The organism is Paraglaciecola aestuariivivens (assembly GCF_052983255.1).
The window spans coordinates 25,785-48,443 of sequence record NZ_JBRKBA010000003.1 but is presented as its reverse complement, the minus strand read 5'-3'; the positions used below and the strand labels follow the sequence as shown (position 1 = coordinate 48,443).

The window sequence follows — 22,659 nt, the reverse complement described above, 5'->3', positions numbered from 1 at the left end:
TTATTTTTGCTAAGTGCCAGTTCTACACTAATTTAGGCACTTCTTTAGGATAGTAGGTTGCAGCGCCCCTTATGTAAATAAATTGTTATTTATATGTAAACATTGATTAACTCTATGGTCAGACCAGCACAAAGACCTTTAAGCTAAGCGCCAACTAGGAGTGTTAAAAATAACCCCTTCATAGCGGGTTTGTCTCGACCTTGGATCTCAGCCGTAGTAGCAAAATAAAATAATTTACCACTGTGTTTTTGTTCGACTTTTTCTAATTGGGTAACAAAACGAATTTTGTCATTCACCCTAACTGGTTCGATAAAACGAATTTTATCAACCCCATAATTTAACAAGGTTGGGTATTCTGGGTCTGGCTGAATAGCCTGGTACAAGGACTTAGGCATTAAGGTCACAGTTAAGTAGCCATGGGCAATAGTACAAGCAAATGGGCTTTCTTTAGCACAACGCTGTGGATCAACATGGATCCATTGATGATCATGGGTGGCATCTGCAAACAAGTTAATATCGGCTTGGCTTATTGCTTGCCAATCGCTAGCGGGTAGACAGTCTCCTATCTGTAAATCACGCATGGTTTTAAGCATAGATCACTCCTTAAATTAACTGACCTAAAAAGTCTAACAAGATTTTCATTATCAATATAATGAATATTTACTATAGCCAAACATTGATTTAACTAATAAATAAAGTATTCTAGGAATAAATAAAGTGAGGGAAAATAAAATGAATTTACACCGCATTGATTTAAATCTTTTTGCTGTTTTTGATGCGATTTACACAGCTGGTAGTTTAACTAAAGCAGCAGACGTTTTATGTATTACTCAACCTGCAGTTAGTAACTCATTAGCTCGCTTACGTGAGATGTTGAACGATCCTTTATTTGTCCGTACAGGACACAGCATGACGCCAACCCCTGTCGCCCAAAATATTATTGGTCCAGCTAGAGAAGCCTTAGGTTTATTACGTAAAAGCGTGCAAGAAAGTCATATATTTGATCCATTAAAAGCCGAAAAAACCTTTAACTTTGCCGCTAGAGACTTACTAGAAGTCAGCATCATTCCAAGACTTTTAGGCAGGCTACAAAAAAGTGCGCCTAAAATTTCTCTTACCAATTACGAAATTGAACGTAAAAACATAGTGTCATCTATGGCCAGTGGTAATTTAGACTTTTATGCTGATGCTTCGTCTTTTAGTGATCAACATTTATGTAAACAAAAAATAGCTGAAGACAGGTTTGTAGTGCTAGCACGTAAAAACCACCCTGCTCTTGCCCAAGGTATGAGTTTAGAAAAGTTTTTGAGCTTGGGGCATATTCATGTGTCACACCGCAAAACCGGAGCAGGCCCCATAGATGTAGCCTTAGATAAAGTAGGAGAAAAACGTCGAATAGTAATGCGTAGCCAACATTTTTTAACTGTGCCTTCTACCTTAGTAAAAACCGATTTAATCGCTTGTCTGCCCTATCATTTAGCCAAACATTACGACTTATCTATGTATGAGCTACCTATAGAGTTACCGCCATTGGAGTATTTTTTATATTGGCACGTGAGCGCCGATTTAGACGACGCTCATATTTGGATGAGAGATCAGATAACTAAAGTTGCTAATGCTTTTCACCCCAATTAATGAGTAAAGGGAGAAAAATGTAGGCTAATGGGCGCTCATTCGCTCAATGTCGCTACCTTGTAGATAATGGCCAAATTCCTTAATTAGCATATTAATATAGTGTTTGGGCACTGTGTCACAATGTTGCAGATTTTGAATCGCTGATAACTTACAACCTAAGCGTTGCGCAAAACAACTAGCTGGAATGCCTTTATGGGCTAGAAAGTTTAAAAAACGTTTACCGGTCATGATCAATACCTCTACTACTAACCGAAATGTTACAAGTTCACACAATCTTTTGTAAATAGCTTGTTAAAACAACAGCGCGGCATTTATAACAGATAATCATTCATATTTATAGTGATTAACTTTGGATATGACATTTTCGACTGAGAATAATTCCCAAAAAGAACCATTAATTTTATTTTTTACTACTTTTTTTGTTGTGAAATCCAGTTCAAAAGCGTTAGTTGCAATTACTTTTTTACAAAGATTGTTTGCCACACCACTCAGCTTTATACTCTCTAGCTAATTAATGATTAAAGTAGCAATAAAATGTCTTCAAGCGCGTCAATAAATGAGATTTTTCAACAAGTAAAGTCCAATCAAACATTATGGGCACTCCAAGATAGTGCAACCCAAGGCTGGGTAGTGGTCGATTCAGAAAGTTTCGAAAATACCGATCTTATGCCTCTTTGGTCAGATCCCAGTTTAGCTAAACAACATTGCGTAGATGATTGGTCTAACTATGAAGTAAGTGAAATTCCCCTAGCAGAATGGTTAGAGTATTGGGTCGAAGACTTAGCCGAAGACGGCGTGATGATTGGCCTTAACTGGCCACTTTCTGGCGAACAAAATAGCGAAATGAAACTGGCCGAATTTAGTCAGCAACTTGCGCAAATTGAAAGCTATTAAGCTTAATCTAGGCCACTATTTAAATTGATCTAAATAATCAATTTAACTGACAAAAAGTATTACTTAGCATTGAGTCCTTTAATCATCGTTTGGGCAATTATGTCGTAATACTTAGCCCAGGCAGTAAGAGTTAACTCAGTGCAATCTTGTTTTAATTGATATTGTATGGATAACAATAAGGCCGATTTAACCACGGAAAATTGGCTTTCCTCTACCCCAAATGATTTATGCATTTGTCCAAGATCAAATAATTGAGTTTGGATTTGCGCAAAATTATCAATATTTTCTACTACCGATTCGATCAAAGAATTAAAATGAACTTCTAAGTTTGGTGATTTATTTTTGAACATGGGTTTGATCAATGGAGCTAATTCAAACAACATGTCATAAAAACTCCCGGCTAAGTTGACTTTACGTACAAGCAACAATTTAAACGATGCTTTAATAGCTGACGCTTCTTGACTAGTTAAATCCATTGACTGCCCTCTAATACAGTACCTTTGGCATAATTTGCTTAAAAGATACAAGAGTTAAATAGGAGTGGTTCTTTGGTCAAAACCACTAAATGCTACTCTAATCTTTAATCTAAGGGTATTTGCCTGCTAATGCTATAAAAAACGGCGTATTTTTAAACAAAAATAGCCACAAATTTAAATTGTTAGCCTACTTAGAAAGGCAAGTTTAGATCACTTATTAAGTATGAATATAAATACCCATGTATCGACCTAAAGATTTTTAAATCTACTTGTATGGTTTTTAATCAACTCATCAGCAGCACGTTGAATCAAGCAATCGATATAAAGAGGAACTTAACCATGTTGAAAATAGTTAACACTTCAATCGCTATCGCCGCCCTAACTGTTTTTACAGCCGGTAACGCTTACGCAGATGTAAATGAAGCATTGCAAAATATATGCACCATAGTTAAAGCCGATGACAAAGGTGAATTACGCAAAAAAATGAAACGCGTACAATCTGACTACAGGTTAAAGCTTAAAGACTATTACACTGGTGTTTCCTGTGGTGGAAATAGCTTAATTCGCACTGCCATGTTAAATGATGCCATAGAGACTGGCACCTTAATGGTTAAAAAGATGCCTAAAGGTGAACTTAAAGCGCCTGAGAAAGATGGTAAAACTGTATTAGATTGGGCAGCAGAAAACGGATTAGCTGGCTCTGCAATAGTTGCCGCATTAAATGAACGTATATAATTAGTTAAGTATAGTAGCTCATATCTGATCTTATAGATTCGATTAATAAGAGTGGACTTCATTTGACAGACAGCTATGAAAGAGAATTTGTCAAACGCCTTAACTAAGGCGTATGACAAGTTCACTAAGAAAGCAGACTTTTCATTGTTTGAATAAGCATGCGCTATCGCTTACCGACTTCCGTGTCGGTTTTTCACACAGAATCCCTTCTGTGCGACTTACTTTTTGTCTACAGCCACAAAAACTAAGGAAAAAAGGCCGCTCGACGCAATGCTCTTCATCCACTTATTTACTGCTTTTTGCAGGTCGTAATAAATCGCTCCAGGCGAACTATTACTCAATCGCCCATCCCGGCGATTGCCCTACAAAAAGCAGTAAATAAGTGGCGAGCCTCGAGTCGAGATAAATCAAAAGACAAAAGCAAAGTCGCGATGCGACATTTGCTTTAAAGCTTTGGTGGCGAAGCCATAGACTTTCCGCCTTTAAAGTTTCAGCAAAAAATGGCTTATTTTAGGGGCAAATGGCAAGGATGCCATTTGAGCGAAATCTGGATGGACTCATTATTTCGCGCCCCTAAAATAAGCCATTTTTTGCGGTTAAGAACTTTAAGCGGCGGCGGCATCTTTTTGGTTACTTTATTCTTTGCTGTTGAAGAAAAAGTAACTGGCTCGAAGGGATTCGAGACAAAACTGGCAGGACGCCAGTGAGCGTAAGCGAATGCTTTTAGAATAATAAGCCAACGACTGCTATCTACTACAAGCTCTAGTACACCGTCATTGGCGCGCAGGAGAGAACCTTTTACAAGCGGCTGTAGTGCTAATTTTAATATAAACGTGATTTCACAGGTGTTGAAGGAGGTTACCGCCTGCGCGGTAATGACGGAGTGACAAGTAAGAGTGTAAGCGACCGCAATTGACACCAAGCTGAGATTCCCAATCGAGTTGGGAATGACGGTTGTAGGCACATTTTCAACTGGCAGATTAAATTAAATTCTGTTGTTCGAGTTAAAACTTATTCAAGTTAAGCATAAAAAAAGCGGCCATTCGGTCGCTTTTTTTAGTTTAGGGCTTTTTATTAATAACTATCTGAATACCTTACGGCCGTACCACTAATGCTAACCATTAGCATACTGCCACCTTTACCCACTACTTCATAATCAATATCAATGCCCACTACTGCATTAGCGCCTATTGTACGCGCTTCATTTTCGAGCTCTTGAAAACTAATTTTACGTGCTTTTGTTAATTCATTTTCGTAGGCACCTGAACGCCCGCCTACAATATCTCGAATAGAAGCAAAAACATCTTTAAATATGTTTGCTCCCATCACTGCTTCTCCTACCACTACCCCTAAGTATTGTTCAATCTTTTTGCCTTCTAGTGAATTTGTGGTGGTAACTATCATTCCTGACTCCTTATTGCTTCAGCAAGTAAGCTTAATCTTTTACTCAATTCCTGCTCAGTATAAGCTTTTGCCGCAACTCGCCCCCAAATGGGGTTAGGCCAGCTTATATCCGATTCGTAACGCACAATATGGTGAATGTGCAACTGAGCTACCATATTGCCTAGCGCAGCAATATTCAATTTATCAGGTGTAAACAATTGTGTAAGAGCACGACTTACTAGCGCCGACTCTTGCCACAGTAACCTTTGTTGGCTTGAGTCTAGCTCTATTATTTCGCTAATATTTGCCTGCCTTGGTACCAAGATTAACCAAGGGTAATGAGAGTCGTTAATCAACCGAACTTGGCAAAGGGCTAAATCACAAATTAATTCACTGTCTTTTGCTAATTGAGGATGTAACACAAATTCAGACATAACAATCTCATATAGTAGTAGGAATGACAGTTAACAAAGCCCGTTGGCCAATTTCTACATTTGCATTAGGAAAAACAATGGCCTCACCTTCTACTTGGGTTCGATACTCTTTGCCATGTTCGTAGGCTAATAAGTGATCTTTAGGAAAATCACTGAAGTTTGGCGTGTCATCGGCAAAATTCAATTTGAAGTCTGCTTGGCCTTTGTTGATCACTTGGTTTACTTGATAGATCAAAAAGTTGCTTGCATCAAACTCGGGTAAATCTAAGTTTTGACCACTAATTAACAAGGTTAGGCTTTGAATAACCTGACTAAATTGACTCATATCATTTTGCCCAAATGGCTGTACTTTACCTAACTCAACGGTAAAGGCATGGGCATTAAACTGGCTGGCACTAAAATAACTAAAAGTGGTGGTTGGGCTCCCTGATAATAAAATGGTATTTACCCCACAAGCTAGTAAAAAACGCAGCTGATCTTTGTTCCAAGGCTTGCCGTTTTGGAAAGGGTAAACTGCAAACTTATCGTTTTTTGAGGCTCGAATCGCAGTATGAAGGTCGTAATGTAGCCGTTGGCGCTTACCTTGCTCAAGAGCCGACAAATAAAATGATTGAATGGCTAATTCTAATTGTTGAGCTCGTAAACGTTCTGGATTAGGTTGTTGTCCTGCTTCAAATACCTGATGGGCACCGCTAAACAACCTATTCATATTTTCTTCAACAAAACGCTCTGCTATATCCATAGCCGCTAGATTGCCAAATAAAAACAATACCCTTTGTTTAGCTTTTAGTTTTTCTGTCAACAGAGCTTTTACCAACTCATCACAAATTTCTATTGGTGCTGTTTCATTGCCATGCACCCCACAGGACAGCACTATGTCAGAGTCACTCTTTGTTAAGGGTTCAAAAATTATGATCCCCTCAGCCACCACACTGACTTTTGTATGATCCGATAAAGTAAAATCAAAGGTTTGTCTAAAGCGCTCAGGTTGTTGGCGCGACAGGCGCAAAAAATCGCCAGTTAATTGTAATTCAGAAATAGTATCTAAAACTTGGTTTTGCTCATGCATAAATAAGGATTCTTAATTTGAATTCATTAAGCGCAATAATACGCTAAATAATGCTGACTGTAGATGTTTGCAAGGATTAAATAAGACTAAGAATAGTTACTTCTTGTCGTTAAATAATCATGCAGAATATTGATTACGAATATAAGAGGTGCCAATTGTCATATCTTGATTGGCTAATTCAACAAAATCTTTTAATGGAATGGCGCGAGAAAATAAAAAACCTTGGCCACTTAAAATACCAATTTCTCGCAAAATATGAAGATGCTCAATAGATTCAATGCCTTCCGCTATGACTTCACATTTGGCCGCTTTAGCAATCACTAAACTCGCTTCCACTATGGCTTTATTGACCGGTCCTTGATCAATTTGCATGATAAAAGACTTATCAATTTTAATGTTATCTATCTTAATATCTCGCAGATAAGCTAAATTAGAATAGCCTTTACCAAAATCATCAATGGCAATACTGACCCCTAAGGCACGTATTTGTGAAAGTTGTTTTTTAACTAACACTGAATTAGATAAGGCCACATCTTCTGTCAGCTCTAACTCTAACTGACTAAAATCCACTTGATGCAGTCTCGCCATATCGACCAGTCTTTTTACAAAGCCTAAATCATATAATTGTGAAGGTGACATATTAACCGAGACTTTAATATCTAAACCCACGCTATTTAAATAGGCAATGCCCTCAAATGCTTGTTCTAGCACCCAGTAGCCTAGTTCGTTCATCATGTTAAATGATTCTGCGGCTTCGATTAACGCCCCTGGAAATAACAAGCCATCTAGTGGGTGATTCCAACGCAGCAATCCCTCTGCCCCAATAACTTTTAAACTATTTAGGTCGATTTTTGGCTGGTAATAAAGTTCTAGTTCGTGATTATTAATGGCGCGGTTAATGTCTGCTTTTAGAGTTAGCCCACGACCTGATTCACTTTTATTTAGGTGATAAGTGTATTGAAAATTATCAAACTTATTGTCTTTAGCTTGTTTTAAGGCTGTTTCTGCCAAAGAAAAGAAAGTATTAATATTGGTATTATTCGCCGGGTTTGCAGCGGCCCCTACATTAAAATCTGCTATAAAAGAATAATCATCGCATTGTAATGGGGTTTTAAAATGATCGACTAAATGTAGGTATAACTCGTGTAGTTTTTCTTGTTGATGTACACCTGGGATCACTAAACCAAATACATCGCCGTCAATTCGACCAAGAATGCTTTTATTGGAAAATAAAAATCCAATACGATTGGCAATATCAAGCAGTATTCTATCACCATATTGATAACCAAAAGTTGCACTGACGTCTGAAAATCGCACCACATCTATCAACAATAACGACTGATTGGGTTCACTTTTAACCAAGCTCTCTATTTGTTCTAAAAACACATAGCGATTGGGTATAGTCGTTAAAGATTCATGCTGCATTAAAAAAGAATCACTCCATAAAACTATCTTGTAAAAAACAATAAAGCCCAAACCAATGTTTGAGCTTTATTTAAACAAAAATCACTATCAAGTTAAGTGATAGTTAAGCTACTAAGGCTAATTTACTGTACAGGGCGTTAAATGCCAAATTTTTTCGACATAATCTTCAATAGATCGGTCAGACGTAAACTTACCCATACGTGCTGTGTTCAAAATTGCCATTTTAGCCCATTTTGTTTTGTCCGCATATGCTTTATCAGCCTTTATTTGTGCCTCAGAATAAGACTCAAAGTCAGCTAACACTTTATATGGGTCACCGCCTTCTAATAAACTATGTTTAATTGACACTAGTGCCCCTGGTCTACCTGGCGTGAAATAGTCAGTTTCTAACCAATCTAGTACAGCTTTAATCTCTTGATTATTGTAATAATAATCAAAGGGGTTATAGCCTTGAATATTTAACTCATGTACTTGGTCTACTGTCAGTCCAAAGATAAAGATGTTTTCATCACCCACTTCTTCGGCAATTTCAATATTAGCACCATCTAAAGTACCTACAGTTAAGGCGCCGTTTAAGGATAATTTCATATTACCTGTACCCGAGGCCTCTTTACCTGCTGTAGAGATTTGCTCTGAAATATCCGCAGCTGGGATCATTTTTTCCGCCAAGCTCACACAATAGTTAGGCAAAAACACCACCTTGATTTTGCCTTGTACTCGCGGATCGTTATTAATTTTATCGGCCACTTTATTGATAGCAAAAATAATATCTTTGGCTAGCTTGTAGCCTGGTGCAGCTTTAGCCCCAAACATAAAGACTCTTGGTTGCATTTGGTAATTAGGATCTTCTAATAACCTACGATACAAGGCCATAATGTGTAATAGGTTTAAATGCTGACGTTTATATTCATGCAAACGTTTTATTTGAATATCAAAAATCGCCTTAGGATCAATTTTTATACCTGTTAAGGCCAGTACTTCTTTAGCCAATGCAACTTTGTTTTCATGCTTTATCTTCATAAATTGTTTTTGAAACTTAGCATTATCTGCATATTCGGCTAAGTCATTTAATTTATTCAGATGCAGCGGCCAATCGTCCCCAATTTTGCTATCGATTAAAGCAGAAAGTTTAGGGTTACAGGCCTTTAACCAACGTCTTGGGGTAATACCATTAGTAACGTTAGTTAATTTTCCAGGCCACATTTGATCAAACTCTGGAAACAGGTTTTTCTTCACTAAAGAAGAATGGATTTCTGCCACGCCATTAACTGCAAAAGAGCCAATAACCGACAAGTTACCCATACGCACCATTTTTTCATGCCCTTCTTCAATAATCGAAAGCTTTTGTTTGATTTCGTTATTGCCCGGCCACATTTTTTCCACTTCTTTCATAAAGCGGTGGTTAATTTCATAAATAATTTCTAAATGCCTAGGCAAGATTTTTTCAAACATGCGTGCAGGCCATTTTTCTAAAGCTTCTGGCAATAAAGTATGATTGGTATAGGCAAAAGTTTTAGTACAAATAGTCCAAGCACTATCCCAATCCAACTCGGCTTTATCAATCAATATGCGCATGAGTTCAGGAATGGCAACCGCTGGGTGGGTATCATTTAATTGAACCACTACTTGCTCTGAAAAACGACTCCAATCATCGCCATGTGCACGTTTGTAGCGGCGAATAATATCTTTTAATGAACAGGCACTAAAAAAGTACTGCTGAATAAGACGTAATTCTTTACCCGCTTCGGTTTCATCATTGGGGTATAACACTTTAGAAATGGTTTCTGCTTGCACATTTTCTTTTTGTGCATCCACATAACCACCCGCATTAAATACATCCCAGTTGAAATAACCAGAGGCTTGGCTCTGCCATAAGCGCAGAACATTCACGGTTTTACCACCGTAACCAACAACAGGGATATCCCAAGGTAAACCTTTTACTATATGACCAGGGTGCCACTCTTTCTTAATTTGGCCCTTTTCACCATATTTAGTTTCTACATAGCCATATAATGGAATTTCTTGAATGGACTCAGGACGACAAATTTCCCAAGGGTTACCATAATCACGCCAGCTATCTGGACGTTCGATTTGCTCACCATTTTTAATTTCTTGGCGAAATAGTCCGTGTTCATAATGTAAGCCATAGCCTACTGCAGGCAAATTAAGGGTAGCTAAAGAATCAATAAAACAAGCGGCTAAACGTCCTAAGCCACCATTACCCAGAGCCATATCTGGCTCTTCTTCCATAATATCAGTTAGGTTTACCCCTAGCTCTTGCAAGGCTTGATCGGTTTGCTCAAATAACCCCAAGTTGTGCAGGTTATTAGACATTAATCTTCCCATTAGGAATTCAGCTGAGAAATAATGTACTGCACGGGTATCGTTTACATAATGTGACTTTTGGGTTTTACGTAGTTGCTCTAACACATGATCTTGAACCGACGCACAAGTCGCCTTCCACCAAGCATGGTTATTCGCTTTATTTTCATCTGTTCCTAACGAACAATGTAAATGCTTCACTATTGCGTCTTTAATGTCATTTTTTGACACAGACGAAACTTGGCTTTTCTTAGACTTAGTACTCATTTCACACCTCAAACTAGCTAATCAAACTGATGAATTAAATGCGACTAAGGATTAGTTAGTGCATTTAATCCATCCATTAATTTTAGAATGAGATAGTTGTAGCAGGATTTTTTACTAAAGTTTGTTAAAAAAACGTTAAAAAACGCATAAAGCATACGTATTCAACAAACAAAACCGCTTTAATTAACAAGCCGTTAACATTTATTCAAAGTTATTTACACATTTGCTGATTTAAACACTTGTTCAACCAAATCTTGTGCTTCATTTATTAGTACTTTTAAATGTTCTTCACCATTAAAACTTTCAGCATAAATTTTATAAATGTTTTCGGTTCCAGAAGGTCGAGCGGCAAACCAGCCATTTTCAGTACTAACTTTCACTCCCCCTATGGCGGCATTATTACCTGGAGCATGAGTTTGAATTTGTAGAATCGCTTCTCCTGCTAACTCAGTAGATTGAATCGCTTGTTTATCCATTTTGCTGAGTGCTTGTTTTTGCTCATGACTCGCAGGTACATCAATACGGGTGTAAACTGGCGCGGCATATTTTTGCGTGAGCTCAGCATAATGCTCAGCGGGATTTTTGCCTGTGACAGCTAATATTTCGGCTGCTAATAAACACAAAATAAAGCCATCTTTGTCGGTGGCCCAAGTTTTACCGTTGCGGCGTAGGAAAATGCCCCCTGCGCTTTCTTCACCAGCAAAGCCTATCTCACTGTTTAACAAACCTTGTACAAACCACTTAAAGCCAACGGGCATTTCAGCAAGCTCGCGTCCTAAACCTTGCACCACTCTGTCAATCATACTGCTAGACACTAGGGTTTTGCCTACTTTGACATTTTGTGGCCAATCAGGTCTATGTTGATACAAATAATGTATGGCCACAGCTAAGTAATGATTAGGATTCATTAAACCTGCACTGCCTGAAACAATGCCATGGCGATCAAAGTCTGGATCATTGCCAAAAGCCAAGTCGAATTTATCTTTTAATTGGATCAAACCAGACATGGCATAAGGTGACGAGCAATCCATGCGAATTTTGCCGTCTTTATCTCTGTGCATAAAACTAAATTGTTGATCAACACTATCGTTTACCACTTGGATATTTAGGCCATAACGCGCGGCAATTTTATCCCAATATGCTAGCCCTGCTCCGCCTAAGGGATCTGTCCCTAACACTAAGCCTGCTTTTGCTATCGCTTGCATGTCTACGACTTGCTCTAACTGCGCAATGTAATTTTCAGAAAAATCAATTTCTTTAACTAACTCAGACTGATAAGCCTGCTCTAGGCCAATACGTTTTACCCCTTGCAGGTCTTGGTCAATGAGTTCATTGGCTCTTTTTTGAATGAGTCCGGTTACGTCACTATCTGCAGGACCACCATGCGGCGGATTATATTTAAAGCCCCCATCTTCAGGTGGGTTATGTGATGGTGTGATCACTACGCCATCGGCTTTATCGCCACCAGCATTTTGATTATGCTCTAATATGGCATGTGAAATGACAGGAGTTGGGGTATAACCACGATTTTCTTGCACCACTAACGCTATGTTGTTGGCCGCAAATACTTCAACAGCAGTTGAAAAAGCCGCTTCTGATAAAGCATGTGTATCCATGCCCATATACAAGGGGCCTGTGATATTGTTGGCTTGTCTATACTCGGCTAAAGCCTGGCATATGGCAGCTATGTGGGTATCGTTAAAGGTTTTGAGTAAAGCACTACCTCTATGTCCCGAGGTACCAAAGGTTACAGCTTGGGCACTGTTACCCTTTTCTGGTTTAAGCGAATAATAGGCACTGACCAATTTAGCTACATTAATCAATTGTTGTTTTGTTGCAGGTTTTCCAGCTTCAGGGTGCAGAGCCATATCTTTCCTTACTTTTAGTGTTATACCAATCCCATGGGACTACGCATTTAATCTAAGTGTTCTGGGGCGAATATGCTTAATAAACGCGTAATCTCTGTGTCTGTAAAGCCTACTACTAAAGCGACTTCTTTTAACATATTAATTTTCTTTACCGTATTATTATTGGTTATCACCCAATACGGTGAATCTGGCACGTTTTTTGGGTTGGTACTACTGCCGGTTTCTAACAGCGTATCTTTATCTAATGCAAAATAAGTGCGATTTCGTCCACTCATACCTAAAACCTTAGCAAACTGAGCGCTGTGGTGTTTATGCATTACAGACAAAACCTTTAACCATCTGTCTACCATCTTAGGCACAGCTTGTAACTGCTGCTTGTCTAGTTCATCAAAGACAGCTTGTGCTTGGCATACTGGAAGTGAGTCATAGTCACTATCTTGCTGTGCCTGTGGACTAGCGGCTTCTGCACTTGATGATTTGGCTGATGCTACCGAATCTGGCATCACCAAACGGCGTAAAATATCTGAAGCACTTTCGCCAATGTGTTGGGTTTGTGAAGCGATAAAGTGATAAAGGTCGTCGTCTATTTGAATGGATTTCATATTGCTCTTTTTTTAATTAGATTCCTTTAACTAAGATTATACGGATTGAGCCAATCAATTCATCGATTAATTTAGTTTGATACTCAAGTATTAGTTCAATCACCCAAAATTTAAACACATTAGACTAGAATACTAAGCCAAGAACGCGAAATACCTAACTGAGACTCGCTACTATGGTGCAAGATAAACTTAATTTAGCTATACAAGAATGCGGCAAAGTATTAATAGGCAAAGATCAACAAGTAAAACTAGCCTTAACTTGTTTATTGGCTAATGGCCACCTATTAATTGAAGATTTACCCGGTATGGGTAAAACCACCCTAGCCCACGCTTTAGCTAAGGTATTAGGCTTAGGCTATGCACGTATTCAATTTACCTCAGATCTTTTGCCAGCAGACATGCTAGGCATCAACATCTTTGACAACCAAGAACAAAGTTTTCACTTTCACCCTGGCCCTATATTTAATCAACTGGTGTTAGCCGACGAAATTAACCGTGCCAGCCCCAAAACCCAAAGTGCCTTGCTTGAAGGCATGGAAGAAAGACAAGTGAGTTTAGATGGCGAAACCCATGCCCTGCCCACGCCATTTTTTGTTATAGGCACGCAAAATCCATCGCATCAGTCAGGCACTTATCCCTTACCAGAATCTCAGCTAGACCGTTTTTTAATGCGGATCCAATTAGGCTATCCCGATGCTGCATCAGAAAAGCAGATGTTAAAGTCTTCTTTGCAAACTCAAAATAAATCGCTGCAAGCAGTAATGACACTTAGTGAGTTTAGTGTGTTACAAAACCAAGCCCAGCAAGTTTACGCATCTGACCAAGTTTTAGATTATATATTACGCTTAGTCACCTACAGTCGCGAAAGCCAAGCCTTTGCCCACCCTTTATCTCCTAGAGCCAGTAAAGCCCTGTTAGGCGCAGCCAAAGCCTGGGCTTGTATTCATAAGCGTGACTTTCTTATACCTGAAGATATACAAGCGATTTTACCCGCTGTGACAGAGCATAGATTAAGAAGTGCCTCTAGCGATTTTAGTACTTTAGGTAATCTAAGTAAGGTTTTGTTAGAAGCCATAGATCCCATTGCAGCTTAAAGCGAGTCAACTTTGTTTACCCAAAACATGCGATTAAACTGGTTAAACAAGCGGATCCCCGCCGCTTCAGAATTTTTGTTAAACCAGGGTAACATCTTTATTTTTCCGGCCAAATTTGGTTGTGGCTATATGCTACTAGTTGGCTTGTTATTTGTTTTAGGTAGCAATTATCAAAACAACTTAATTTTGTTTTTATGTTACTTTTTACTGGCGCTGTTTTTAGTTTGTTTATTGTCTAGCTACCGAAATTTTTCAGGCCTGCATATTCAAATAGGAAAAAGCCCAGAAGTTTTTGCCGGAGATAATCTGCACTTACCATTATGGGTAAATGCTAATTCGGCGAATTTAACCACTAATGGGTTAATCAACCTGTATTTTTATCAGCAAGCATCCAAACTTGAAAATCCACTTAATGATTTTATTGAGTTTGATGCCAATCAATTTACTAACCCCTTGCATTTAAGTTACCCCTGTCTAAAACGCGGGAAAATGGTTTTGCCTAGGGTGACAATTGAAAGCTTTTTTCCATTAGGCTTATTTAGATGCTGGAGTCATCTAGCTTTTCAGCATACTCAATGGGTTTATCCTAAACCTATCGCCAGCGATTTAAGTTTATATTGGGTCGAGCATGGGCATAACTCTCACACATTGTATGGTGCACAAGGAACCACCGGACAAGAAGATTTTTCACACCTTAAAGCTTATCAATTGGGCGACCCTTTAAAACATTTAGCTTGGAAACAATTAGCTAAAGGTCAAGGATTGGTCTCTAAAGTCTTTGCTAGTGAGACCAATAAAATAGGATGGTTATCTTTACCCCAGCCATGTCTCTCCCCCACTTATCAGCCTGAGCAATTAGAAGTGACTCTTGGGCATTTGTGTTTTCATGTGCTTGAACTGAGCCGACTTAATCAACCTTTTGGCATGAAACTGGGCGCCTTAGCAATTTCACCTAATACTGGCGCTGAGCACAGAATCAAATGTTTAAATGCCCTAGCGCAGTTTTCCAATGGCAGTAATCAAAGGTGATATTTACCTCTAGAAAACATCACACACAGCAGCGGCAAATAAACCCTTTGGCTATACTTTTAGTAGCCCTAGTCATGGTTAGTGTGAGCTTGAGCTTAATTCAAACCCTTTTGCCTTGGGTTGTGCTGTTGGCAATATGCGCCTTTATTATTCGCCTCTCTCTTTACCTAAAATGGTATAAACATTTGCCTAGCGTTCGCAGCCTAAACTTACTCGCAGTGCTAAGTATGCTTGGATTAGCTTATTTTGGCTTTTCCTCTGGCTTATTGTTTAGCATGCTAAATTTGCTGGTATTGGCCTGTGCTTTAAAGCTAATGCAAGTTCGCCATCTAAAAGATGTGTATCAGCTTATTTTAAGTGTGTGTTTTTTAATTGGTTGTGGATTTATATTTAATCAATCTATTGGTTTTAGTCTGCTCTACTTGGTATTACTTTTTGGTTTGTTAGTAAGTCTGCTCAGCTTACATGCACCTGGTTTAGCTTTTAGTCACCAACTAGCTAGGGTTCGAACTCTGAGCTTACAAGCCCTGCCTATTGGCTTATTATTATTATTGGTGATGCCTCAATTGTCACCTATGTGGCGATTGCCTGCAGCAAAAGGTATGCAAACTGGACTCGCCGATTCTATTACGCCCGGCGATATAGCAGAGCTTACTCAGTCGAGTGATTTGGCCTTTAGAGCAACCTTTAATTTTGCCCCCCCTAGTCCTTCACAACGTTATTGGCGCGCCATTGTGATGGAAGATTTTGACGGTAAAACTTGGAAGGTAAATAGCTATAGACCACAAAGCAAAGCGTATCTAATTAACAATAAACAAAGACTAAAACCTAAATTTTCAGATGCTGGCTTAAACTACGAATTAATAGTAGAACCAAACAATCAAGATTGGCTTTACACACTCGCTTTATCGCTACCTAGTTCAGAGTTAACTAACCAAGCGGTCATTTTAAATACTGATTACACCCTTAGCAGTCAACGCCCGTTAATTAGTCAGAGCGTTTATTCCCTTAACTTTTATCCTACAGCTTTAGCTGAGCAAGCATTAAGCGCAAAAGATCGACAAATTAATTTAACTGTGCCAACTCAATCCAATCCACAAACCCAAAACTGGGTAAAAACACTTAAACAGTCTAGCCAAAATGAGCAGCAAATTATTCAGGCAATAAAAGACTTTTTTACTCAACAAGCCTTTGTCTACACCCTTAGGCCAGTTCTGATGCAACAAGATCCAATTGATCAGTTTTTATTTGAGCAACAAGCTGGATTTTGTAGTCATTACGCCAGCGCTATGGCTTATGCCCTAAGGCTAGCTGATATACCGGCCAGAGTGGTAACGGGTTATCTTGGCGGCGAATTAATTAATCGACCACAAAGTTCTCCTTATATTAGTGTGTATCAATACGATGCCCATGCTTGGGTAGAAGCCTATACCGCCCAAACGGGTTGGCAACGTATTGATCCAACCGCGCTAGTGGCGCCAGATAGAATTGAATTTGGCTTACAACAAGCCATGCTAGCAGAAGGCAGTTTTTTAGCTGACTCTCCCTTTGCTTTAGCTAGATTGAGTCAATTTTCTTGGCTGAATGACATACGCTTATTTTTAGCTGATCTCGATTATAATTGGAGTCGTTGGGTACTAGGCTTTAATCAACAAAAACAAAGGCAACTATTTCAATCCATTTTGGGGCAACTTACGCCCATGCGATTAACCCTTTTTAGTTTTGCTGTGTTATTTATTATCTGTGCTTTATTACTGGTATTCTTTTTACCCCATTGGTTAAAACAACCTGTTCCTACCAGCTTAAAATTATACTTAAAAGCCTTGCAGCTTTTTGCTAACACAACTAACCCAAGGCAAAATTGGCAAGGCCCTGTTGAATTTGAGCAACAAGTACAATTGGCCTTCCCCACAGAGGTTAGTCAGCCTTTAGCCTCTATTACTGGCCAATACCTTAAATTAACCTACCAAGCGCAACATCTAGATAAAGACGCTGTAAACCGTGCGCATAAACACATGCGTAGTCAAATTAAATTACTAAAGTCAGCCTTAATTAAGCTCAAGCAAAAAGCCTAAAGATTCTGCTATTGCGCTTAGCTAAGCTTGCCATTTTATGCCATAATGCGCGCCGAAATTTTGCCGAGAATTTGTTCAATGAACCTAAGTTTGGCAAAACTTAGCTAAATACTACGACTGAGGTAAAGAACTTGCTTACAACTGCAAATATAACAATCCAATTTGGTGAAAAACCGTTGTTTGAAAATGTGTCAGCTAAATTTGGCAATGGCAATAAATACGGTCTAATTGGTGCCAACGGTTGTGGTAAATCAACCTTTATGAAAATAATTGGTGGCGATCTAGAGCCAACCTCAGGCAACGTGTCTATCGATCCCGGTGAGCGTATAGGTAAATTAAAGCAAGACCAATTTGCCTACGAAGAATTTAGTGTGATTGATACTGTAGTGATGGGGCACACCGAGCTTTGGGCAGTAAAGTCTGAACGCGATGGAATTTACGCTAAAGCAGAAATGACCGAAGAAGACGGCATAAGAGTGGCCGATCTTGAGTCAGAATTTGCAGAAATGGATGGCTATACCGCCGAAGCCAGAGCGGGTGAATTATTAATTGGGGTTGGCATTCCTGTTGAGCAACATTATGGCCCAATGAGCGAGATCGCCCCAGGTTGGAAATTACGGGTGTTATTAGCTCAAGTATTATTTTCTGATCCCGACATTATGCTGCTGGATGAGCCAACCAATAACTTGGACATTAACACCATTCGTTGGTTAGAAACGGTATTAAACGAACGTAATTGTACCATGATCATTATTTCGCACGATCGTCACTTTCTAAACTCAGTCTGTACCCATATGGCAGACATAGATTACGGTGAAATTCGTTTGTTTTCGGGTAATTACGATGAATATATGACAGCCGCCACTCAGTCACGAGAAAGATTATTATCAGATAACGCTAAGAAAAAAGCCCAAATATCTGAGTTAAAAGCCTTTGTGAGCCGCTTTTCGGCAAATGCGTCTAAATCTAAACAAGCCACCTCTCGGGCTAAACAAATAGACAAAATTCAGTTAGATGAAGTTAAACCTTCTAGCCGTCAAAGCCCTTTTATTCGATTTGAAGAGAATAAAAAACTTCACCGCCTAGCCTTAGAAGTAGAAGGTTTGGCTAAGAGCTATGATGAAGTATTGTTTAAAAACCTCGACTTAATGGTTGAAGTGGGTGAACGCGTAGCGGTTATCGGCCCAAATGGTGTAGGTAAAACCACCTTGCTTAAATGTTTAGTGGGCGATACAGAGCTAACTCAAGGCACAGTTAAATGGTCTGATAACAGTAATATTGGTTATTATGCACAAGATCATGCTGCTGACTTTGAAACCGATATGACACTGATGGACTGGATGTATCAATGGGCCCAAGAAGGTGACGACGAACAAGTCATACGTGGAACTTTAGGCCGTTTGTTATTCTCGCAAAATGAAATTAACAAATCGGTAAAAGTTATTTCTGGTGGTGAACAAGGTCGTATGTTGTTTGGTAAACTCATGTTACAAAAGCCTAATATTTTAGTGATGGACGAACCCACTAACCACTTAGATATGGAATCTATCGAATCACTTAACTTAGCCCTTGAAAACTACAAAGGCACCTTAGTGTTTGTTAGTCATGATAGAGAGTTTGTATCTTCAGTGGCCACTCGCATTATTGATATGCAACCTACTGGCATAGTTGATTTTAAAGGCGACTACGAAAGCTACTTGGCCAGCCAAGGGGTTTAGAAGTTGGCTTAAAAGCTAAAACCAAAAAAACCGGATTTTTAATCCGGTTTTTTTATGCTTTTTTTTACTTCGTGCTGTTTGCCTACAGCCTGTAACTGGCTCAGTTATTTAATATTTAATAACCAAGACACAAATTGTTTGGTTTCAGTGGTGTTGGCAAAAGTTCCAACTTTTAGTCCACACTTATCGGCAAAGGCCACTTTATTTTTATTCACAGAGATGTTTTGCACTGGGCAACTCACTGAAATCTGTGTTCCATTGTATGTATAAGACATAATAAAACTCACTACAAAAAGACCAAGGATTAACTTGCTCATAATTAAAATAAGCCCATTATAGTTTTGACGATACTACCCTAAGGTTTTTCATTGATTGAGAAATCGGCAATTTTCCTTTGCCAGAAGACTAAATACTCACTATTTCGTCGTACGATAATTCAGCTTGTTCGGGTAAATACACAGCTAATAACTGCTTCATTACATTATTAATGTTGGCTGACTGGATCAAAGAAAGACATAACATTGAAGGTTTGTGTTGAGAGAGGGTCAACAAACCGACCAGCAAGATACGTTGCTTTTATCCAATAAGCAATAATAATTTGACTATATGGTCAATAAATAGACTTTTCAAGCAAAATTTTACCTATTAAAAGTGTTATGCTTTAAAGCTAATTTACTTTTGAGGCAGTATTTTGTCGAGCATAGCGTTATTTGTAGATGTGCAGAATATCTATTACACCACCCGACAGGCATTTGGCCGACAATTTAATTACCGACGTTTTTGGCAACACCTTAGCAATCAAGGTGAAATCATTAGTGCCACTGCCTATGCCATAGATAAAGGCGATCAACAGCAGCAAAAATTTCAAAGTGCGTTAAAACACATAGGCTTTGAGGTTAAATTAAAACCTTATATACAACGCAGCGATGGCTCAGCTAAAGGTGACTGGGATGTAGGCATTGCTATAGATGTACTAGAGCAAGCTCCACAAGCCGATACCATAGTACTCTTGTCTGGCGATGGGGATTTTGATTTATTGCTAAATAAAGTACAACAAAAATACCAATGTAAAACCATAGTCTATGGGGTCGAGCAACTTACCGCGACGTCACTTATTCAGGCAACTAACGAATTTGTTAAAATAGAACAAGACTTGTTGCAATAAGCTTTATCTTAGAGATTTTATCTAAGGGATATTTAGCAGGAAAAGCCTAAGTATTTGGTTACTTTTAGTCACTCTTCTCTGATTTTACACTTGCAGTTTAAGGTTCAGACACCCTCTAACAGGTAACTAAAGACAAATTACAGAAGGTTATTAAAATCGGTTTTTAAATTGCAACTAAATGCCAATAACCGTCATTCCCAACTCGATTGGGAAAGCTCAGCTTGGTGTCAATTGCGGTCGCTTACACTCTTACTTGTCACTCCGTCATTGGGCTTGGTTTTTTGAAAGCACGCTTCGCGCCATCGTCCTGATGTTTTTCACACAGAATCCCTTCTGTGCGACTCACTTCTTTTCAACAGCCAAAAGAAGTAAGCAAGAAAGGCCGCTCGCCACTTAAAGTTCTTAACCGCAAAAAAAGGCTTATTTTATGGTCGCTAAATATAGTTCCCTCCGGATTTCACTCAAATGGCGTCCTTGCCATTTGCCCCTAAAATAAGCCATTTTTTGCTGAAACTTTAAAGGCGATTAACAGTGGCGGAGCCACTAAAATCTATGCTGTTATCGGCAAAGCCGATGCTTTTTTCTTTTGATTTTGACTCGTGTGTATGTTCGCCAATAATTTAGGTAATTTAGTAGGGCAATTTGCCGGGAGCAAATTGAGTTTTCATCGTAGGGAACGATGGAAAACGACCTGCTAAATTACCTAAATTATTGGATGAAGAACATAGTGACGAGCGGCCTTTTCTGGCTACTCTTTTTGGCTGTTGAAAAAGAGTAGCTGGCTCGAAGGGATTCGAGACATAAACCATCACGGATGATGGCGCGAAGCGTGCTTTTAACAGAGACAGCATTGACATTGTTTATCGTCATTTCACAGGTATTGAAGTGGGTTCCCGCTTTCGCGAGAACGACGGGGAAAGGTTAATTGGACAGTGTCTGCTTTCTCAGTGAACCTGTCATACGCCTTAGCCAAAGGCGTATGACAACTTCTCAATCAGTGCTTCATGAATTGGCTAAGCCACTCTTAGGTGATCAGCTACTAAAAATGCCATTTCTAACACCTGATCTGCATTTAACCTAGGATCACATTGAGTCTGATAGGCTTGGGCTAAGTCGTCATCACTTATTTTGTACGCGCCACCTGTACACTCAGTCACATGTTGACCAGTCATCTCTAAATGGATCCCGCCGGCATGGGTACCTTCGGCTTTATGTGCGGCAAAAAACTGCTGAATTTCACGTAAAATGTCATCAAAATTTCGGGTTTTATATCCGCTAGAAGCTTTAAAAGTATTGCCGTGCATTGGATCAGAACTCCACACTACATTTCGCCCTTCTCTTTTCACTCTAGCTAAAAGTTTTGGCAAATGTTGTTCGAGTTTATCAGCCCCCATTCGGGTAATCAGAGTTAAGCGCCCTGGATCATTGTCAGGGTTCAAGGCATCAATGAGTTGAATTAACTCATCTTCTTGCATGCTTGGCCCTACTTTTACCCCTATAGGGTTATGAATGCCGCGGAAAAACTCCAAGTGCGCATGATCTAATTGACGAGTACGCTCGCCAATCCATAACATATGCGCAGAACAGTTGTACCAATTTCCTGTTAGCGTATCGACTCGCGTTAGAGCTTGCTCGTAATTTAATAACAAGGCCTCATGTGAGGTAAACAAGGTGGTTTCATGTAAGGTTGGGGTATTAGTTGAGTTAATCCCCATCACATCCATAAATTCTAAGGTATCTTGAATACGCTTAGCCAAGTCTTGGTAACGATCTTTTAACGGGTTATTTTCTACAAAGGCCATATTCCAACGATTGACTTCATGTAGATCTGCTAAGCCGCCTTGTGCAAAGGCTCGCAACAAGTTTAATGTTGAAGCACCACGGTGATAAGCTTCGATCATACGGTTAGGATCGGGGCGGCGCGCCGCTTCTGTAAATTCAAAACTATTAATAATATCGCCACGATAACTCGGCAGCGAAACACCATTTATGGTTTCGTAATCACCTGATCGAGGTTTAGCATACTGCCCTGCCATTCGTGCCACTTTAGTCACAGGACAGCGCCCTGCATAAGTTAACACTATGGCCATTTGTAAAATAACTTTAAAGGTATCGCGGATCTTTGGTGCATTAAATTCATCAAATGACTCGGCGCAATCGCCCCCTTGGAGCAAAAAGCCCTTGCCTTTAGAGACTTCACCTAATTGTTTGTACAGATCACGTGTTTCGGCGGCAAATACTAAAGGCGGATAACTTTTAAGGGTAGCCTCAACATCACTTAACTGTTTTTGGTCTTCATAAACCGGTTGTTGCAATATTGGCTTTGCACGCCAACTATCAGGTTGCCAATTACTCACAATGCGTCCTCAAAACGTAGGATAGTAGAACTAAGGTAGTCGATAAAATCACTTATCAACAAGCAGTTGGTGAACTTAGAGGGAATAAAACAAAAATTCAATCACTAAGAT

At 39.2% G+C, this 22,659-nt stretch carries 22 protein-coding genes; 8 read left to right on the top strand and 14 right to left on the bottom strand.

What is annotated here, in order from left to right; translation table 11 throughout:
• Positions 1-143: 143 nt before the first annotated feature.
• Positions 144-593, bottom strand: a complete 450-nt coding sequence (locus tag ACVCDT_RS05325) for a MaoC family dehydratase (protein WP_447131729.1) — start codon at positions 591-593, stop codon at positions 144-146.
• A gap of 139 nt (positions 594-732) precedes the next feature.
• Here ACVCDT_RS05325 and ACVCDT_RS05320 point away from each other — a divergent pair, with 139 nt between their 5' ends.
• Positions 733-1,635 carry a LysR family transcriptional regulator gene (locus tag ACVCDT_RS05320; protein WP_447131728.1) on the top strand — a complete coding sequence of 301 codons (903 nt, stop codon included), beginning with the start codon at positions 733-735 and terminating at the stop codon, positions 1,633-1,635.
• Between the two features lie 24 nt (positions 1,636-1,659).
• Here ACVCDT_RS05320 and ACVCDT_RS05315 read toward each other — a convergent pair whose 3' ends face one another.
• Positions 1,660-1,863, bottom strand: coding sequence for a hypothetical protein (locus ACVCDT_RS05315; protein ID WP_447131727.1), 204 nt, complete (start codon positions 1,861-1,863; stop codon positions 1,660-1,662).
• 306 nt (positions 1,864-2,169) lie between these two features.
• Between ACVCDT_RS05315 and ACVCDT_RS05310 the strand changes: the two genes are divergently transcribed.
• On the top strand, positions 2,170-2,529 hold the full coding sequence (locus ACVCDT_RS05310) for a DUF2750 domain-containing protein (protein WP_447131726.1): 360 nt from the start codon (positions 2,170-2,172) through the stop codon (positions 2,527-2,529).
• Positions 2,530-2,588: 59 nt separating this feature from the next.
• Here the strand turns inward: ACVCDT_RS05310 and ACVCDT_RS05305 are convergent, their stop codons facing one another.
• Complete coding sequence (locus ACVCDT_RS05305; protein WP_447131725.1) at positions 2,589-3,005, bottom strand: globin domain-containing protein; 417 nt, start codon at positions 3,003-3,005, stop codon at positions 2,589-2,591.
• A gap of 339 nt (positions 3,006-3,344) precedes the next feature.
• Here ACVCDT_RS05305 and ACVCDT_RS05300 point away from each other — a divergent pair, with 339 nt between their 5' ends.
• Positions 3,345-3,740, top strand: a complete 396-nt coding sequence (locus ACVCDT_RS05300) for a DUF3718 domain-containing protein (protein ID WP_447131724.1) — start codon at positions 3,345-3,347, stop codon at positions 3,738-3,740.
• Positions 3,741-4,245: 505 nt separating this feature from the next.
• On the opposite strand, the gene ACVCDT_RS05295 is transcribed toward ACVCDT_RS05300, so the two are convergent.
• The 8 genes from ACVCDT_RS05295 to seqA all read right to left on the bottom strand — a co-directional run bounded on the left by ACVCDT_RS05295 (position 4,246) and on the right by seqA (position 13,110).
• The gene (locus ACVCDT_RS05295) at positions 4,246-4,659 is read right to left on the bottom strand and encodes a hypothetical protein (RefSeq protein ID WP_447131723.1); all 414 of its coding nucleotides are present in this window, start codon (positions 4,657-4,659) and stop codon (positions 4,246-4,248) included.
• A gap of 155 nt (positions 4,660-4,814) precedes the next feature.
• Entirely contained in the window at positions 4,815-5,144 is a 330-nt protein-coding gene (locus ACVCDT_RS05290; protein WP_447131722.1) for a heavy metal-binding domain-containing protein, read from the bottom strand.
• A complete protein-coding gene (locus ACVCDT_RS05285) occupies positions 5,141-5,557 on the bottom strand; it encodes an HIT domain-containing protein (protein ID WP_447131721.1) in 417 nt (138 codons plus the stop codon). The genes ACVCDT_RS05290 and ACVCDT_RS05285 overlap by 4 nt, the downstream gene beginning before the upstream one ends.
• Before the next feature lie 7 nt (positions 5,558-5,564).
• Complete coding sequence (astE, locus tag ACVCDT_RS05280; protein ID WP_447131720.1) at positions 5,565-6,626, bottom strand: succinylglutamate desuccinylase; 1,062 nt, start codon at positions 6,624-6,626, stop codon at positions 5,565-5,567.
• 117 nt (positions 6,627-6,743) lie between these two features.
• The gene (locus ACVCDT_RS05275) at positions 6,744-8,051 is read right to left on the bottom strand and encodes a putative bifunctional diguanylate cyclase/phosphodiesterase (RefSeq protein ID WP_447131719.1); all 1,308 of its coding nucleotides are present in this window, start codon (positions 8,049-8,051) and stop codon (positions 6,744-6,746) included.
• 117 nt (positions 8,052-8,168) lie between these two features.
• Positions 8,169-10,640, bottom strand: a complete 2,472-nt coding sequence (locus ACVCDT_RS05270; RefSeq protein ID WP_447131718.1) for a glycogen/starch/alpha-glucan phosphorylase — start codon at positions 10,638-10,640, stop codon at positions 8,169-8,171.
• A 215-nt stretch (positions 10,641-10,855) separates the two neighbouring features.
• Positions 10,856-12,508 (bottom strand): phosphoglucomutase (alpha-D-glucose-1,6-bisphosphate-dependent), encoded by a 1,653-nt coding sequence (gene pgm, locus ACVCDT_RS05265; protein ID WP_447131717.1) that lies wholly within the window; start codon positions 12,506-12,508, stop codon positions 10,856-10,858.
• A gap of 47 nt (positions 12,509-12,555) precedes the next feature.
• Complete coding sequence (gene seqA, locus ACVCDT_RS05260) at positions 12,556-13,110, bottom strand: replication initiation negative regulator SeqA (RefSeq protein WP_447131716.1); 555 nt, start codon at positions 13,108-13,110, stop codon at positions 12,556-12,558.
• Between the two features lie 173 nt (positions 13,111-13,283).
• Here seqA and ACVCDT_RS05255 point away from each other — a divergent pair, with 173 nt between their 5' ends.
• The 4 genes from ACVCDT_RS05255 to ACVCDT_RS05240 all read left to right on the top strand — a co-directional run bounded on the left by ACVCDT_RS05255 (position 13,284) and on the right by ACVCDT_RS05240 (position 19,026).
• Positions 13,284-14,204, top strand: coding sequence for an AAA family ATPase (locus ACVCDT_RS05255; protein WP_447131715.1), 921 nt, complete (start codon positions 13,284-13,286; stop codon positions 14,202-14,204).
• 12 nt (positions 14,205-14,216) lie between these two features.
• Positions 14,217-15,233 carry a DUF58 domain-containing protein gene (locus ACVCDT_RS05250; protein WP_447131714.1) on the top strand — a complete coding sequence of 339 codons (1,017 nt, stop codon included), beginning with the start codon at positions 14,217-14,219 and terminating at the stop codon, positions 15,231-15,233.
• The gene (locus ACVCDT_RS05245; protein WP_447131713.1) at positions 15,230-17,308 is read left to right on the top strand and encodes a transglutaminase TgpA family protein; all 2,079 of its coding nucleotides are present in this window, start codon (positions 15,230-15,232) and stop codon (positions 17,306-17,308) included. The genes ACVCDT_RS05250 and ACVCDT_RS05245 overlap by 4 nt, the downstream gene beginning before the upstream one ends.
• A 131-nt stretch (positions 17,309-17,439) precedes the next feature.
• Positions 17,440-19,026, top strand: a complete 1,587-nt coding sequence (locus ACVCDT_RS05240) for an ABC-F family ATPase (protein WP_447131712.1) — start codon at positions 17,440-17,442, stop codon at positions 19,024-19,026.
• A 104-nt stretch (positions 19,027-19,130) separates the two neighbouring features.
• On the opposite strand, the gene ACVCDT_RS05235 is transcribed toward ACVCDT_RS05240, so the two are convergent.
• Both ACVCDT_RS05235 and ACVCDT_RS05230 read right to left on the bottom strand, forming a co-directional pair.
• Positions 19,131-19,343, bottom strand: coding sequence for a hypothetical protein (locus ACVCDT_RS05235; protein ID WP_447131711.1), 213 nt, complete (start codon positions 19,341-19,343; stop codon positions 19,131-19,133).
• A gap of 88 nt (positions 19,344-19,431) precedes the next feature.
• Positions 19,432-19,575, bottom strand: coding sequence for a hypothetical protein (locus tag ACVCDT_RS05230; protein ID WP_447131710.1), 144 nt, complete (start codon positions 19,573-19,575; stop codon positions 19,432-19,434).
• 142 nt (positions 19,576-19,717) lie between these two features.
• Here ACVCDT_RS05230 and ACVCDT_RS05225 point away from each other — a divergent pair, with 142 nt between their 5' ends.
• Complete coding sequence (locus ACVCDT_RS05225) at positions 19,718-20,191, top strand: NYN domain-containing protein (RefSeq protein WP_447131709.1); 474 nt, start codon at positions 19,718-19,720, stop codon at positions 20,189-20,191.
• A gap of 1,013 nt (positions 20,192-21,204) precedes the next feature.
• On the opposite strand, the gene ACVCDT_RS05220 is transcribed toward ACVCDT_RS05225, so the two are convergent.
• The gene (locus ACVCDT_RS05220) at positions 21,205-22,548 is read right to left on the bottom strand and encodes a class II 3-deoxy-7-phosphoheptulonate synthase (protein WP_447131708.1); all 1,344 of its coding nucleotides are present in this window, start codon (positions 22,546-22,548) and stop codon (positions 21,205-21,207) included.
• Between the last annotated feature and the right edge of the window lie 111 nt (positions 22,549-22,659).

Coding starts and splice junctions, on each gene's coding strand:
- ACVCDT_RS05325 (WP_447131729.1), bottom strand. CDS start 593: ATGCTTAAAACCATGCGTGATTTACAGATAGGAGACTGTCTACCCGCT.
- ACVCDT_RS05320 (WP_447131728.1), top strand. CDS start 733: ATGAATTTACACCGCATTGATTTAAATCTTTTTGCTGTTTTTGATGCG.
- ACVCDT_RS05315 (WP_447131727.1), bottom strand. CDS start 1,863: ATGACCGGTAAACGTTTTTTAAACTTTCTAGCCCATAAAGGCATTCCA.
- ACVCDT_RS05310 (WP_447131726.1), top strand. CDS start 2,170: ATGTCTTCAAGCGCGTCAATAAATGAGATTTTTCAACAAGTAAAGTCC.
- ACVCDT_RS05305 (WP_447131725.1), bottom strand. CDS start 3,005: ATGGATTTAACTAGTCAAGAAGCGTCAGCTATTAAAGCATCGTTTAAA.
- ACVCDT_RS05300 (WP_447131724.1), top strand. CDS start 3,345: ATGTTGAAAATAGTTAACACTTCAATCGCTATCGCCGCCCTAACTGTT.
- ACVCDT_RS05290 (WP_447131722.1), bottom strand. CDS start 5,144: ATGATAGTTACCACCACAAATTCACTAGAAGGCAAAAAGATTGAACAA.
- ACVCDT_RS05285 (WP_447131721.1), bottom strand. CDS start 5,557: ATGTCTGAATTTGTGTTACATCCTCAATTAGCAAAAGACAGTGAATTA.
- astE (WP_447131720.1), bottom strand. CDS start 6,626: ATGCATGAGCAAAACCAAGTTTTAGATACTATTTCTGAATTACAATTA.
- ACVCDT_RS05275 (WP_447131719.1), bottom strand. CDS start 8,051: ATGCAGCATGAATCTTTAACGACTATACCCAATCGCTATGTGTTTTTA.
- ACVCDT_RS05270 (WP_447131718.1), bottom strand. CDS start 10,640: ATGAGTACTAAGTCTAAGAAAAGCCAAGTTTCGTCTGTGTCAAAAAAT.
- pgm (WP_447131717.1), bottom strand. CDS start 12,508: ATGGCTCTGCACCCTGAAGCTGGAAAACCTGCAACAAAACAACAATTG.
- seqA (WP_447131716.1), bottom strand. CDS start 13,110: ATGAAATCCATTCAAATAGACGACGACCTTTATCACTTTATCGCTTCA.
- ACVCDT_RS05255 (WP_447131715.1), top strand. CDS start 13,284: ATGGTGCAAGATAAACTTAATTTAGCTATACAAGAATGCGGCAAAGTA.
- ACVCDT_RS05235 (WP_447131711.1), bottom strand. CDS start 19,343: ATGAGCAAGTTAATCCTTGGTCTTTTTGTAGTGAGTTTTATTATGTCT.